Genomic DNA, 13,537 nt, shown 5'->3' on the forward strand with positions numbered 1-13,537 from the left:
AACATTATTTCACGCCAAACAATGCCGCCTTTAAACCCGACCAAAACGGTTTTGCAGGCATGGAGCGCATACGCATCAACACAATCGTACACGCAATAATCAATACATGCATCGGCAACAAACCTAACCAAAACGGAATTTTGCCATCTTCCACCGCATCACGCAGCAAAGTTAAACCATTCTGATACAACAAGAAAAAACCAACCGCTACAAACACATGATAGGAATTACCCGAACGTGGGTTAAAATACGAAATCGGAATTGCCAACAAACTCAACAAAATCACCGTCAAAGGCAATGAGACTCGCCACATCAATTCTGCTTGGTGTTGCGGATTATTGCTGCCAAATAATTTTTGCGTGGGAATGGTGCGGCGATGGTCAATCGGATTGACAATTTTCGGTGTGGTATTGATGATTAAATCCAAACGTTCAAAAGAAATGCGACTGAAATCGCCACGTCCTGCTGTGCCGCTGTACCGAATACCTTGTTTCAACACCAGCGTACGGCGATTATCGCTCAAATCAAACGTACCTTCTTTGGCAAAAATAACATTATCGTTGCCTGTTTTTTTATCTACTTCGCGGACAAACAGATTTTTCATCACGCCATTATCGGTATCAAAGGTTTCCACAAAATAAACGCGCTGGCTATTTTTGCCCAACTCGGCAAATGTGCCTTGCTCTACCAAAGAAAGATTTTGTTTTTGTTTCAAAATTTCGGCGTATTCACGGCTGCGTAATTCCGCCCAAGGCAACACAGCAAGCTGCATCGCTGCAACCAAAATTGCCAATGGCAGAGCAAATGTCAGCACAGGTTTTGCCCATTGGCGCAAACTCAAACCACTAGACAACCAAATTGCCATTTCGCTGTCACGCCAATAGCGGGTTAAAACGGTCAAAATGCTGATGTAGGCGGTTAATACAATCAACAATGGTGTCATGCCTACTGTCCAAAAACCAATTAATGCGACAACGGCATCCACCGCTACACGCCCATCGGCTGCGCGTCCGAGCATATTGATGCCTTGTGTAAACACAAGTATCGCCAGTACCACAAGGAAAATGGCAATGGCGGTAAACGTGGTTTCTTTAACGAATTGTTTTTGGTAAATCATGGCGTGTGATGAGTTTTAATGTGGGGCGGATTTTAGCAGAAATGCTTTCAGGCTGCCTAATTGTCTGAGATAGGCAGCCTGAAAGCATTTCTTTCATCTATTTTTTCTTGTTTTCTACAGTTTTGTTATCAGTAGATTTGCTGGCAGCCAATCCCAAAGATTTTTGCCATTCCGCTGGATTTTTCAACAAATCCAAAGCCTTGCGTAATTGCTCGTCTTTGCTTGGGTCGGGTTTGCGACGCGAAGACAAATCTTCATCTTTCGCTTTTTCTTTTGGCTCACTTGCCACTTTGGGTGTAGGTTCAGATGCGGCTGATGTAGCATGTTCCACCACGCCACCTTTCACATCTTCTTCGCCCAATGGATTGCCAATGTGTCCGCCCAAATCGGCTTCACGGCTTTCAAACGTCCGATTTTTATCCGCCACTTCCACATCAGGCACAATACCCACCGCCTGAATAGAACGGTCGTTTGGCGTGTAATACAAAGCAGTGGTGATTTTCACCGCACCACCGTTGGATACAGGAATCAGTGATTGCACCGAACCTTTACCAAAACTGCGCGTTCCCACAATCACGGCACGTTTGTGGTCTTGCAACGCGCCTGCCACAATTTCCGAAGCCGAAGCTGAACCTGAATTAATCAATACCGTAACAGGCATGGTTTTGATTTCACTTGGTAAATTTTCTAATGGGTCAGTACCCGCCGCCAACAAATAATCTTCGGGACGCGCTTTGAGCAACATCGCTTGTTTATTATCACGCCCTTTGGTACTGACTACCGTGTTTTCAGGCTGCAAAAATACTGCTGATACACCCACCGCGCCATTCAATAAGCCACCAGGGTCATCACGCAAATCCAACACCAAACCTTTGAGCGCAGTACCATTTTCTTTGGTCAAATTCAATACTGCATCTACCACACTTGGTACGGTTCGTTCTTGGAATTGGCTCACGCGCACATAACCATAACCTTCTTCCAACAAATGTGAACGCACACTTTGCACCTTAATAATCGCGCGTGTCAAATTAACCACAATTGGTTTACCCGCATCTTTACGCGACAAAGTTAGCGTGATTTTTGTCCCTGGTTCACCGCGCATTAATTTCACCGCATCGCTTACCGTCATGCCACGCGTAGATTGCTCATTGATTTTCACAATAAAATCGCCACTTTTTACCCCAGCGCGTTCCGCTGGCGTATCTTCAATCGGCGCAATCACTTTAATGAAACCATCTTCTTGTCCCACTTCCATGCCCAAGCCACCAAACTCACCTTTTGTGCTGGCTTTCATATCGTCATAACCTTTTTTGGTCATGTATTCCGAATGTGGGTCAAGCCCAGAAACCATACCTTTCATCGCATTTTCCAGCAATTTTTCATCGGTTTCCTCGCTCACATAATTGGCTTTGATTTGAGCATACACTTCCGCCATCGTCCGCAAAGATTCAATCGGCAAATTATTATTTTGTTTATCCGCAGCAAAACTCTGTGCGCCCATGCTCAACGCCACGCCAGTTAATGCACCCAAAGTATAAATAGAGATTTTTTTCCAAGTTTTATTGGACATAATTATGCTTTCGTGTGGTGATACCCAGTTTTCAGGCTGCCTACAAAACAAAATGCAGCCTGAAAAAATAAATTTAAACGATAACGACACATTGTGTGCCAAAATTGAAGAAAACTCGTAAGGATAGGCGATGTTTGCCAATATGAAAAGCCCAATTTTTTAAATTGCTGAAAATTTTTGTTTATTTATCGCATTTAATTTATAAAACTTAGTTTTCAGGCTGCCTTTTTTTCTATATTTTCACAATTAAATTGAATCCACTATATTAAGTTGTTTCAATGAAAAATAAGACAAAACCACAGCAAGCGTCATACAAATCGTACATAAGAAAGTGAGCAACGACTATAATCCCCTTATTCATACTATTTAGGCAGCCTGAAAATGCTCTATCTCTATCAATCCAATCGCCTAGAAAATCTCGCGCAAATGCTGGCAACTTTGCACACCAGCGTCCCCATCGCCAACCCTTTTGCACCCGAACACATTATCGTGCAAAGTCAAGGTATGCGCCGTTTTATCAGCCAATATCTCGCGCAACACACAGGCATCGCCGCCAATTTACAGTTTGCCTTGCCCGCAGGATTGGCGTGGCGATTGATGCGTCAAGCCGTACCCAATATTCCCGAACTCAGCCCTTTTGCATCGGAAGTGATGCGCTGGCGATTATTGGATTTGTTTCAATCGCCCGAATTTGCCACGCCTAATTTTCAGGCTGCCTACACCGTTTTGCACGATTATTGGCAAAACGGCGCATATGCACAATATCAATTAGCAGGACAACTGGCGGATATTTTTGACCAATATCTCGTGTATCGCCCCGACTGGATTGAAGCGTGGGCAGCAGGCAAATCCGTTCCCCATTTAGCGCACGAAAACGATGCCATTTGGCAAGCACAACTGTGGCGATATTTGGATAATGCACAGCAAAACGTACCGCATCGCGTGCAACTGTGGCGCACCTTAATGGATAAACTCGCCGATGAACAACACGCCGCCCAATTGCCCGAACGCTATTTTGTGTTTGGCATCGCCACGCTTGCACCCATGTATTTGAAATTATTAGAACAAATCGCATTGCATCGTGATGTGCATATTTTCGCGCTCAATCCCAGCGATTTGTATTGGGGCAATGTGCTGGAACCCGCGCAAATTCTGCGTTTGGGCGATGCTGCCGATTTGTCTATTCAAGGACATCCTTTGCTCGCATCGCTGGGCAAACAAGGGCGCGATTTTTTCAACGAATTAAGCGAAGTCAGCGCACAACACGAAATCACATCATTTGCCGAAAAACCCGTTTCAGGCTGCCTATTACACAGCATTCAACATCATATTCAAACCCAAACGCTGCCTGAAAATGCCTACGCAAACGGTTGGTTAGCCGCGCATCACGATTATTTGGCGCAACACGTTTTCCCCAAAAATCCCGATTTAGCCGCCCGTTTTCAGGCTGCCGTAGCCGAAAAAATGCAGCCTGAAAACCCAATCGCACAATTAAACGCCGACCACAGTTTACAAATTCACGCCGCACACAGTCCCTTGCGTGAATTGCAAATTTTAAAAGACCGTTTGCTGGATTTGCTGCATCGCCACCCCGATTGGCAAGCACACGACATTGCCGTACTCACGCCCAATATTGAGCCATACGCACCGTATATTGAAGCCGTATTTGGCAAACATTCAGGCAGCACGGCTCTACCATACAGCATTTCAGACGTGAAACTATCGCGCCGCCAGCCACTTTTAGACGCGCTGGAACAAATATTAGCGTTGATGGACAGCCGTTTTGAAGCCGACAAATTACTCGCGTTATTGGATAATCAACTGATTTTAGACACATTCCAAATCAGCCGCGAAGATTTGCCGCTGTTACACGATACCGCCAGCCGACTGAATATCCGTTGGGGCAGCGATGCCGCCGAACGCGCCGAATATGGCGATGAATCGGGCAATTTGTTTACATGGCAGCAAGGTTTACAACGCCTGATTTTGGGCTTTATGCTGCCTGAAAACCGCAACCATTCCTTGTGGCAAAACATCGCCAGCTATGTTTCCCACCCCGACCATTTGGGCGCATTGAGCCGTTTCGCCACGCTGGTGCAACACTTGTCGCGCACCAAAACCGAATGGCAACGCGCCACCACCATTGCCGATTGGTGCAACCGTGTCCGCCAACTCATCGCCACGCTTATCACACCCAACAGCGATGACGACCGCGCCGCCTTACAACAATTAGAAAACGCGCTCGCCAACTGGCAAAACGAAGCCGATACCGCCCATTTTGTGCGCGAAATCCCACGCGAAATCGCGCTGCAACATATCACGCGCTTTTTGAACAGCCAAAGCGAAGCAGGATTTTTGCACGGCGGTATCACATTTTGCAGCATGGTACCGATGCGCTCGCTGCCGTTTCAGGCTGTGTGTTTGCTGGGCATGAACGATGGCGATATGCCGCGCAACACCAAAGCCGCGCCGTTTGATTTGATTGCGCGACATCCGCAAAAAGGCGACCGTTCGCGCCGTGATGATGACCGATATTTGTTTTTGGAAGCAATTTTGTCGGCACGCAGCGTGTTGTATTTGTCGTATGTCGGCAAAGATATTCGCACCGATGAAGAACGTGCGCCGTCCACCTTATTGGGCGAATTACTGGACACGGTGGCAGAATTAAGTAATGTATCGCCCAGCGAATTGCAGCAAAACTGGGTCAAACATCATCCTTTGCAAGCATTTTCGCGCCAATATTTTTCAGGCAGCCTGAAAAACGATTTAATCAGTGCACGACAAGATTATGCCGATGCCTTGAACCATCCTTTGCCACCATTTGCGCCATTTGTAGCGCAGCCTGAAAACCTATTCAGCAGCCTGAAAACCGATGATTTAACCACGATTTCCCAAGCCGATTTTCTGCGTTTTTGGCGCAATCCCGTGCGCGTGTGGCTGCATAGCCAACTTAATTGGCAAGCACCTTATACCCAATCCGCCCACGAAGCAGACGAGCCATTTATGCCCGACCAACCCCGTCAAATCGCCGATGCTTACATTGCTGCACGCAAAAATGGCGATGATTTTGCCCAAGTCGCGCAAATCTTGTCGGCACAAAGTTTGCTGCCCACAGGCGAATTGGGCGAATTGGTCAAACACGATTATGCCGCGCAAGCTGCCGCGCTGCCGAGTGAATTATTATCCAGCCCCAAACAACCTGAACAAGCTGGCGAATTGCACACCGTTTCAGGCTGCCTATCGTATCGTTTGGCGCATTTATACGCACACGGACAAATTGTGTACGCCACGCAATTGCTCAACGAACGAACTGACCGCGACAAATTATCCGCCGCCGACAAAGTGGATTTGCTGTTGCAACATTTGATTTATTGCGCCGCCACGCCCGATGATGCGCCACACAGCCGCGACACGCATTACATCAGTTTGCCCGAATGTTTCAGGCTGCCTGAAATCCCGCAACAATTAGCATTGGACAGTTTGGCGATGTGGTTGGCGGCGTATCATGTCGGACAAAATACGCCCTTGCCATTTTTTCCGCGTGTGAATTTGGCGGCGGCAAGCGAATTTTTCACAGCAGAACAGCCCGATTGGGACAAAGCCATCGCGGTGGCAGCAAAAAAATACCACGGCGGTTTTCGCGGTTTCGCGCAGAAGGATTATCCCGAAGTGCAGTTGGTGTTTGAACGCGGCAATGTGGACGATGAGCCGCCGTATCAATCGCCGCAGTTTGAATATTTGACGCAAAATTTGTTTGCCGTGTTTTCAGGCTGCTTGAAAGCGTTGGTTAATCAAGAAGATGAAGAAAATGCAGCCTGAAACCTTTTGCAAAACTCCATTTTAATCATTAGGTTATTGATAAAAAATCATGTTTATATCAAAAATAGGAAAGATTTTTCTGATTATAGGCAGCCTGAAAAAGGGTCAAGAGTTGTAGGTCGGGCATTTATGCCCGACAATGTTGTCACAGTGTGTTGTGTCGGGCATATAGTCGCAGAACTGAAAAAGCAGTACGGCGTTGCCAACGCCCTTATGTACTATTCGTACATGGCGGGCGTTGTCACCTTGTACTGCATTTTCATTTCTACGACTATAAATGCCCGACCTACGGCAATTATTTTTTATCGTGTACGAAAAATGCAGCCTGAAATTATTTTGCCAATTCCGCATTCACTTCTTGATACAACGCCGCAAAATCAGGCTCGCCAACAAAGGTTTTCAGCACTTCGCCGCGTTTGTTAATCAACACGCTGGTCGGATACAACTCATTTTTCACAAATTTGCTGACGGTGGATTTGTCCGCATCAAACATCACTTGAAACGGAATTTGGGCTTTGGCGACATAATTTTTCACGCCGTCCAAACTATCGGCAGGATTGGTGGTCGGTACGGCAATCCCGATAATTTGAAAATCTTTGCCCTGATAATCGTGCGCCATTTTGATGAGTTTCGGCATTTCGCTAACACAACCAGGGCAAGTGGGAAACCAAAAATTAATCAGCGTAACTTTGTCTGTTAAATTAGCGTTGCTGATATTTTGTCCTTTTAAATCAGATAACTGAAATGTTGGCGCAGGATTGGTAGCTGGCGAAAACAAGGTAAATGCGCCCAATCCAATAATCACGGCGGCGCATAATGCAGCAAAAATTTTATTCATGATTGGTTGAAATAATGTGAGAAAAGGGTTGCAAAATATCATCAGGCAGCCTGAAAACACGCCCATCAACTGTGGTTGGCATCAATGTTACTTCGGCGGTGGCGCAAATATAGCCATTTTCGGCATGTAATATCTGTTGTTGCAAGATAATTTGGCGTGATTGGGCAGCGGTCAGTTGACTGTGAATGTGCAATTCATCGTCCAAACGGGTAGCTCGGCGATAACGAATGTCTATGCGCGACACGACTAAATTGGCGGCGCGTAAGGTTTCGTGCAGCCCATATTGTTGGAAAAAATGCCAACGTGCGGCTTCCAAAAATTCCAAATACCGCGCGTTATTGACGTGTCCATATCCGTCCAAATGATAATTTAACACGTTGATGATATAGGGTTTTAGATTCATTTTATTGATTTAAATGGTTTTCAGGCTGCCTGATTATAGAGGCTAACAACAATTCGTTTGCGGTTGTTTTTTCGTCAAAATCGCCAACTTCTGCGTCAAAAATACTCACCAATGGACAGCATTGGCTCGCATTTTTTCCTTGAATTTGGCGATTTTGCCTGAAAAACCAACTCCGCGCCCAAATTATCATTAGCCCCAAGGCAGCCTGAAAAATTAAATTTCAATCGCTTCAAAGGCTTCGCGTTCCAAAGGTTCGCTGCTCAAATCGGTAACGATGCTGGACAGCACCACATCAAACCATTCGCGGAAAATATCGGGATGCAAATCGGGCCATTCGCTATCGTCATCACACCAGTCAGCAAGTTCGGCAGCAAAAATTTCTTCTACGCGACTTTCTACTTCATCCCATACTTCATCGGCATTTTCGCAAGCAGGAATTAAATAGGAATTGGCATCGTCTTGCAAATCTTCTAATGTCAATTCACTCATGTCGCTATTGGGTAAATTGTTGAGCCAATTCCAAAAAGGTTCTTGTGGCACGACAATAATGACGCTGCGATTAACTTCATACATGATGTTGATTCCTTTGATTAACAGTTATTCTTCAAGTTGGGTTGGCATGGCGATGGTTGGTTCAGTCGGGGAAACACTGCTTTCGTAATCTGCTTCGGGGTCAATCAGTTCATCCATGCTTTCAGGCTGCATTAAACCGAGTTGTTGATTACGAAAAGCGATATATGCTGTACGCGTGGCAACGTATTTTTCTACTGCCATTTCGTTGAGTGCATCGGTGGTATCCAACAAATTTTCACGGTTACTCACTGCATTGGTACCTATCAGCGCGTAACGTGTGCCTCGGTCATTGATAACACCTGTGGGCGAATAAACAGTATGAACCGCATTACCCAAACCATCACGCACGGTGGTAGGCCCAACCAAGGGTAACACCAAATAATTACTGTTTTTCCAACCCCATGTAGCGAATGTGTCGCCCAAAGTATTTTTGTTATTAGGCATACCAGCCTCAGAAGCAACGTCAATCAAACCGCCAATACCGAAAGTGGTATTCACGGCAACGCGCATAAAATCGTAGCCCGCATTTTTCACATTGCCACGCAAGACATTGCTGCCAAAGCTATTCACATCACGCAAATTATTAAAAAAATTGCGAACAGCAGAGCGAACAGGTTTTGGTGTAACTTTGCGATAACCCCGCGCAACGGGGGTCATCACATATTGGTCGGCTTTGTCATTGAACGTGAACATGGCACGATTGTAACGTTCATAGGGGTCGTTGGTATTGTCTGCCAAGGTTGCACCACTTGCGCTCAATAATAAACAGGTTAGCAAGATTCTTTGATATTTCATTTGTTTAGCCATTCTTCCACCTCATACAATTCCGCCAAAGCACGTACACTATCAGGCAGTGCGTGAAATTTCAGGCTGCCTTTTTCACGCAATGCTGCCAAAATCAGCGATAAGCAAGCAGAATCCGCACGCTCTACGCCGCTTAAATCCACCGTATGAATTTCAGGCTGCCTGATTTGACGGACAAATTGTTCCAATGTTGCACGATTTACGCTGCGGACATTGATTTCGCCGTGTACTTTCAGGCTGCCATTTTGCACTTCGGTTTGCATTATTTGCTACCATTTTTGGCTTTTAAGCTGGCGATTAAGCCTTCAATACCTTTGCTGTCCAAAATTGGTTTAAACTCTTGTTGTTTCATTTGCACCAATTTGAACGCACCCTCAAAAGATACGTTGAACACTTTGTATTTGCCACCAGATTGATAGGTACTGAATACAGCTTTAATTGGCTGTTGTCCTGGTACAGTAATGGTTGCATTTACATCCACCACTTGGCGATTACCGAACATTGCGCCACCATTTTTCGTTGTCGCTTTATCGCTCACGGTTACTTGTGCATTTTTGTAACGCAACATTTGACCAGCGTAAGTGCGAATCAACATTTTGCGGTATTCTTCCACCAAAGTTTGTTTTTGAGCGGCAGTAGCTTTGTTCCATGGTGCACCCACTGATAAACGTGTCATCAACTCAAAATCAAAATACGGTGCAGCATAGTTTTCTGCCTGTCTACGAATGGCATCATCATTTTTGCCATTAGCTTGTTTCAAGATTTGCAGTACCTGAGTTGCATTGCCTTTCACTTGCGAAACGGCTTGTTGTGGTGTCGCAAAAGCCATATTGATGCTCAAAACACCAATGCTCAATGCAGTAACAAAAGCTGATTTTTTCATATGTTTTTCCTTATCGTTAAATACAAAAGTTTATTGTGTATAAATCATCATATATTTTTTATGATTAGATTTCAGGTAGCCTGAAAATTATTCACTCTCTGGAGTATCTTTGCTCATAAAATTGCTCACAAATTTGTTGATGAGATTTTCCAACACCATCGCCGAAGTGGTCAAAGATAAAGTATCGCCGTGTTGCAATTTAGCTTCATTACCGCCATTGGTCAAACCAATATACTGTTCGCCCAACAAACCCGAAGTCAAAATCGCCGCGCTCGCATCCACACTAAACGGATATTGTTTATCCAATTCCATGCTCACTTTCGCTTGGAAATTTTGCGGGTCAAGCTGGATACTGCTAACACGTCCAACCAATACGCCAGCAGTTTTAATTGGCGCTTGCACTTTCAAACCACCGATGTCTTCAAATTCCGCATACACCGTATAAGTTTGCGTACTGCTGCCAAAACCGCCTTTATTGCCCGCCACTTTGAACGACAACGCCCCCAAAGCCACAAAACCCAGCAACACAAACACACCCACCCAAAATTCTAAAACACTTTTTTTCATTTGATTATCCCATTATTTTCAGGCTGCATTAAAACCGTAGGCAGCCTGAAAAAATCAAGTAAACATAAACGCCGTCAAAATAAAATCCAACGCCAACACCGCCAACGCTGAAGACACCACCGTGCGCGTACTCGCTCGCAAAATTCCTTCCGCAGTCGGCACACAATGAAACCCCTGATACACCGCAATCAACGCCACCGCCGTACCAAAACACAGCGACTTAATCAAACCATTGACCACATCATACGACACATCAATATTATTTTGCATATTGGACCAGAACACCCCTGCGTCTAAACCCAACCATTCCACGCCAACCAAATAACCGCCATAAATCCCAGCCACGTTAAAAATACACGCCAACAGAGGCATAGAAATCACACCCGCCCAAAAACGCGGCGCAACCACACGCGCTACAGGATTCACCGCCATCACATTCATCGCTTCAAGCTGCTCGGTGGTTTTCATCAAACCAATTTCACTCGTCATCGCACCACCCGCACTGCTGGCAAACAAAATCGCCGCCAACACAGGTCCAAGCTCACGCAACAGCGAAGCCGCCACCATAAAGCCCAACACATCAGCTGATTTAAATTTCGCCAACTGCGTGTAACCCTGCAAACCAATTACCATGCCGACAAACAAACCCGACACCGCAATAATCAACACCGACAACACACCCGAAAAATACATCTGCCGCACCGTCAAACGCGGACGCAACAACGACTGTGGTAACAGTAACAAAATATTCAATAAAAACAGCGCATTTGCCCCAAGCGTTTGAATAAACGCCAAAGTTTTCGCACCAATTGTTTGGATAAAATTCATCATTTATGTCTATTTCATATTTCAGGCAGCCTGAAAAAAATCATTTAATTGTTCAGAACGCGCGTCTTGCCACGCACCACGCTTTCAGGCTGCCATAATTCAACATTTTGTACAAAAGGCAGCCTGAATATGCCATTTTACAAAACCATTTATTTACTGACTGAACCAACAAAAGCACCCAATAATCCTATTGGAATAAGTACCACATCAGCAGCCAAAGTTAATGGTGTTACCAAAATCCTCCCCAATAAATCGCCTACATCCACATTTTTGCTTTCTGTACGCACTTGTAATACCACAGGCACACTTTGCTCAAAACGGTAATCCGATTTAGCCGAAACAGGTTTCGAAAAAATTTCACCATTATTTAAGAAACAACGCACATATGTTTCAGGCTGCTTATCCCATTTCTTAAACGACAAGTCTTGCAGAACCGTGATTTCTTTTGCATCACGCGTTGTATAATGCAAGCAGAAATTGCTATTAAAACGTTGATTTTCTGTATAAATGGTAACAGGTAAACCTTTTACATCATCATGACTATAATCTTTAATTTGATATTGTCGCGCCAATTTCGCATTCAACACAGGCAGCAAACGTTGCGCCGTATCTTTATCCAATGCATACCAATATTTATCGCCCATCATCAACAAACTACCCGCTTTCAGTTGCGGATTATCCTGCTGTATTTGCCCAAAAGCATACACATTATCCATACCTGCATCTTGATAGTGATAGTCCGTTGTATAGAAAGGTTTCAGCCCCCAAAGCATCATCGTACAACCATTCAAACTCAACACCAATAACGCAGCGACCATTAAACCCACAGATTTCAGTTTCATGTTCAACGCTCCATTTATTATTGATGACAAAAAGGCAGCCTGAAAACTATTTCGCACCCAACAAATCATCTTGCAAACTCTTTGGCGCAGGATAACGAAACGCCACAGGTCCATTGGGTAAACCACCCACAAATTGCTTAATCCATTCCGAATCGCTGTTTTCCATTTCTTGCGGGCTGCCTGAAAACAAAATCTCGCCATGCGCCAAAAAGATAATCTGGTCAACCAGTTGTAGCGAATGCCCCACATCATGCGTTACCATAATACTGGTGGAACGCAACGCTTTGGTTACGCGATGAATCAAATGCGCAATCACGCCCAAAGAAATCGGGTCAAGCCCCGTAAACGGCTCGTCAAACAACATCAATTCAGGGTCAAGTGCAATCGTCCGCGCCAACGCCACTCGCCGCGCCATACCACCCGATAATTCCGCTGGCATCAACTGTTCCACGCCACGCAAACCCACCGCATTCAATTTCAACAATACCAAATCACGCATCACATTTTCAGGCAGCTGGGTCAATTCACGCATGGGAAACGCAATGTTTTCATATACATTCAAATCGGTAAACAACGCGCCTTGTTGGAATAACACGCCCATTGCACGGCGGTGTTCGTTCCAATCCTGTGCTGAAAAAGTCGCCAAATCGCGCCCTTTAACCAAAATTGTGCCCGATGTTGGACGCAGTTGTCCCGTAATCAAGCGCATCATGGTGGTTTTACCGCTGCCTGAACCACCCATAATTGCCGTAAATCGTCCTTGCTCAATGGTAAAACTCACATTGTGCAAAATCGGACGGTCGCCATAAGCAAAAGCAACATTTTGAAATTCAATAAAAGGTGTGGTCATGGGAGCAGGTATGCAAAATGAAAAGGGGTATCTTATGCGCTCAAAAAAGGGAACGCAAGCCAAAGATTTTAGCTAAACATGATTTTACGCAAGCAGTAGATAAAATGATACAGATGAAAAAAACTCTTTGAGTCAAATGTGAACTCAAAGAGCTATTAAGTTGGTTATAACTAACCAAAGGATTTACGAAAGGATACATGATGAAATTTGGCGCGGTGGACGGGGCTCGAACCCGCGACCACTGGCGTGACAGGCCAGTACTCTAACCAACTGAGCTACCACCGCGCAAGAGCTATTTGATTTATCAAACGCCCAAAAAAATGGTGGGTGATGACGGAGTCGAACCGCCGACATTCTGCTTGTAAGGCAGACGCTCTACCAACTGAGCTAATCACCCGTTTTGTTTCGCGTTAGCTGCGAAAGACATTATTAAACCAAATTTA

General features: G+C 45.1%; 15 protein-coding genes and 2 tRNA genes. 1 reads left to right on the forward strand and 16 read right to left on the reverse strand.

Annotation, left to right across the window (positions count from 1 at the left end; translation table 11 throughout):
* Positions 1 to 4 precede the first annotated feature (4 nt).
* From lptF to MIS45_RS02460, 3 genes are read right to left on the reverse strand one after another with little or no spacing between them, the layout of a single operon-like run.
* On the reverse strand, positions 5 to 1,117 hold the full coding sequence (gene lptF, locus MIS45_RS02455) for an LPS export ABC transporter permease LptF (RefSeq protein ID WP_249450886.1): 1,113 nt from the start codon (positions 1,115 to 1,117) through the stop codon (positions 5 to 7).
* On the reverse strand, positions 1,092 to 1,214 hold the full coding sequence (locus MIS45_RS11320) for a hypothetical protein (RefSeq protein WP_283397434.1): 123 nt from the start codon (positions 1,212 to 1,214) through the stop codon (positions 1,092 to 1,094). Before MIS45_RS11320 ends, lptF begins: the two co-directional genes overlap by 26 nt.
* On the reverse strand, positions 1,215 to 2,687 hold the full coding sequence (locus MIS45_RS02460) for a S41 family peptidase (protein WP_249451322.1): 1,473 nt from the start codon (positions 2,685 to 2,687) through the stop codon (positions 1,215 to 1,217). It lies immediately after the preceding gene.
* Positions 2,688 to 3,068: 381 nt separating this feature from the next.
* On the opposite strand from MIS45_RS02460, the gene recC reads away from it, so the two are divergent.
* Positions 3,069 to 6,506 (forward strand): exodeoxyribonuclease V subunit gamma, encoded by a 3,438-nt coding sequence (recC, locus tag MIS45_RS02465; protein WP_249450887.1) that lies wholly within the window; start codon positions 3,069 to 3,071, stop codon positions 6,504 to 6,506.
* 331 nt (positions 6,507 to 6,837) lie between these two features.
* Here recC and MIS45_RS02470 read toward each other — a convergent pair whose 3' ends face one another.
* The 13 genes from MIS45_RS02470 to MIS45_RS02530 all read right to left on the reverse strand — a co-directional run bounded on the left by MIS45_RS02470 (position 6,838) and on the right by MIS45_RS02530 (position 13,491).
* The gene (locus MIS45_RS02470; RefSeq protein ID WP_249450888.1) at positions 6,838 to 7,344 is read right to left on the reverse strand and encodes a TlpA family protein disulfide reductase; all 507 of its coding nucleotides are present in this window, start codon (positions 7,342 to 7,344) and stop codon (positions 6,838 to 6,840) included.
* A complete protein-coding gene (locus MIS45_RS02475) occupies positions 7,337 to 7,747 on the reverse strand; it encodes an acyl-CoA thioesterase (protein WP_249450889.1) in 411 nt (136 codons plus the stop codon). Before MIS45_RS02475 ends, MIS45_RS02470 begins: the two co-directional genes overlap by 8 nt.
* A gap of 1 nt (position 7,748) precedes the next feature.
* Positions 7,749 to 7,946 carry a hypothetical protein gene (locus tag MIS45_RS02480; protein WP_249450890.1) on the reverse strand — a complete coding sequence of 66 codons (198 nt, stop codon included), beginning with the start codon at positions 7,944 to 7,946 and terminating at the stop codon, positions 7,749 to 7,751.
* 14 nt (positions 7,947 to 7,960) lie between these two features.
* Entirely contained in the window at positions 7,961 to 8,320 is a 360-nt protein-coding gene (locus MIS45_RS02485) for a VacJ (RefSeq protein WP_249450891.1), read from the reverse strand.
* A 24-nt stretch (positions 8,321 to 8,344) separates the two neighbouring features.
* Entirely contained in the window at positions 8,345 to 9,127 is a 783-nt protein-coding gene (locus MIS45_RS02490; protein WP_249450892.1) for an MlaA family lipoprotein, read from the reverse strand.
* The gene (locus tag MIS45_RS02495; protein WP_249450893.1) at positions 9,112 to 9,387 is read right to left on the reverse strand and encodes an STAS domain-containing protein; all 276 of its coding nucleotides are present in this window, start codon (positions 9,385 to 9,387) and stop codon (positions 9,112 to 9,114) included. The genes MIS45_RS02490 and MIS45_RS02495 overlap by 16 nt, the downstream gene beginning before the upstream one ends.
* Positions 9,387 to 10,007, reverse strand: a complete 621-nt coding sequence (locus MIS45_RS02500; protein ID WP_249443080.1) for an MlaC/ttg2D family ABC transporter substrate-binding protein — start codon at positions 10,005 to 10,007, stop codon at positions 9,387 to 9,389. Before MIS45_RS02500 ends, MIS45_RS02495 begins: the two co-directional genes overlap by 1 nt.
* Positions 10,008 to 10,094: 87 nt before the next feature.
* Entirely contained in the window at positions 10,095 to 10,574 is a 480-nt protein-coding gene (gene mlaD / locus MIS45_RS02505; protein WP_249450894.1) for an outer membrane lipid asymmetry maintenance protein MlaD, read from the reverse strand.
* Positions 10,575 to 10,628: 54 nt separating this feature from the next.
* Entirely contained in the window at positions 10,629 to 11,402 is a 774-nt protein-coding gene (gene mlaE, locus MIS45_RS02510) for a lipid asymmetry maintenance ABC transporter permease subunit MlaE (protein ID WP_249451323.1), read from the reverse strand.
* Positions 11,403 to 11,551: 149 nt separating this feature from the next.
* A complete protein-coding gene (locus tag MIS45_RS02515) occupies positions 11,552 to 12,244 on the reverse strand; it encodes a thiosulfate sulfurtransferase (protein WP_249450895.1) in 693 nt (230 codons plus the stop codon).
* A 46-nt stretch (positions 12,245 to 12,290) separates the two neighbouring features.
* The gene (locus MIS45_RS02520; protein ID WP_249450896.1) at positions 12,291 to 13,094 is read right to left on the reverse strand and encodes an ABC transporter ATP-binding protein; all 804 of its coding nucleotides are present in this window, start codon (positions 13,092 to 13,094) and stop codon (positions 12,291 to 12,293) included.
* A 208-nt stretch (positions 13,095 to 13,302) separates the two neighbouring features.
* Positions 13,303 to 13,379: transfer RNA gene (locus MIS45_RS02525), tRNA-Asp, on the reverse strand.
* Positions 13,380 to 13,415: 36 nt separating this feature from the next.
* A tRNA-Val gene (locus MIS45_RS02530) sits at positions 13,416 to 13,491 on the reverse strand.
* Positions 13,492 to 13,537: the final 46 nt, after the last annotated feature.

It is taken from the genome of Wielerella bovis (assembly GCF_022354465.1).
GTDB lineage: Bacteria > Pseudomonadota > Gammaproteobacteria > Burkholderiales > Neisseriaceae > Wielerella > Wielerella bovis.

Excerpts from the sequence above, each read along its gene's own strand:
- lptF (WP_249450886.1), bottom strand. The coding sequence starts at position 1,117 with ATGATTTACCAAAAACAATTCGTTAAAGAAACCACGTTTACCGCCATT.
- MIS45_RS11320 (WP_283397434.1), bottom strand. The coding sequence starts at position 1,214 with ATGAAAGAAATGCTTTCAGGCTGCCTATCTCAGACAATTAGGCAGCCT.
- MIS45_RS02460 (WP_249451322.1), bottom strand. The coding sequence starts at position 2,687 with ATGTCCAATAAAACTTGGAAAAAAATCTCTATTTATACTTTGGGTGCA.
- recC (WP_249450887.1), top strand. The coding sequence starts at position 3,069 with ATGCTCTATCTCTATCAATCCAATCGCCTAGAAAATCTCGCGCAAATG.
- MIS45_RS02470 (WP_249450888.1), bottom strand. The coding sequence starts at position 7,344 with ATGAATAAAATTTTTGCTGCATTATGCGCCGCCGTGATTATTGGATTG.
- MIS45_RS02475 (WP_249450889.1), bottom strand. The coding sequence starts at position 7,747 with ATGAATCTAAAACCCTATATCATCAACGTGTTAAATTATCATTTGGAC.
- MIS45_RS02485 (WP_249450891.1), bottom strand. The coding sequence starts at position 8,320 with ATGTATGAAGTTAATCGCAGCGTCATTATTGTCGTGCCACAAGAACCT.
- MIS45_RS02490 (WP_249450892.1), bottom strand. The coding sequence starts at position 9,127 with ATGGCTAAACAAATGAAATATCAAAGAATCTTGCTAACCTGTTTATTA.
- MIS45_RS02495 (WP_249450893.1), bottom strand. The coding sequence starts at position 9,387 with ATGCAAACCGAAGTGCAAAATGGCAGCCTGAAAGTACACGGCGAAATC.
- MIS45_RS02500 (WP_249443080.1), bottom strand. The coding sequence starts at position 10,007 with ATGAAAAAATCAGCTTTTGTTACTGCATTGAGCATTGGTGTTTTGAGC.
- mlaD (WP_249450894.1), bottom strand. The coding sequence starts at position 10,574 with ATGAAAAAAAGTGTTTTAGAATTTTGGGTGGGTGTGTTTGTGTTGCTG.
- mlaE (WP_249451323.1), bottom strand. The coding sequence starts at position 11,402 with ATGAATTTTATCCAAACAATTGGTGCGAAAACTTTGGCGTTTATTCAA.
- MIS45_RS02515 (WP_249450895.1), bottom strand. The coding sequence starts at position 12,244 with ATGAAACTGAAATCTGTGGGTTTAATGGTCGCTGCGTTATTGGTGTTG.
- MIS45_RS02520 (WP_249450896.1), bottom strand. The coding sequence starts at position 13,094 with ATGACCACACCTTTTATTGAATTTCAAAATGTTGCTTTTGCTTATGGC.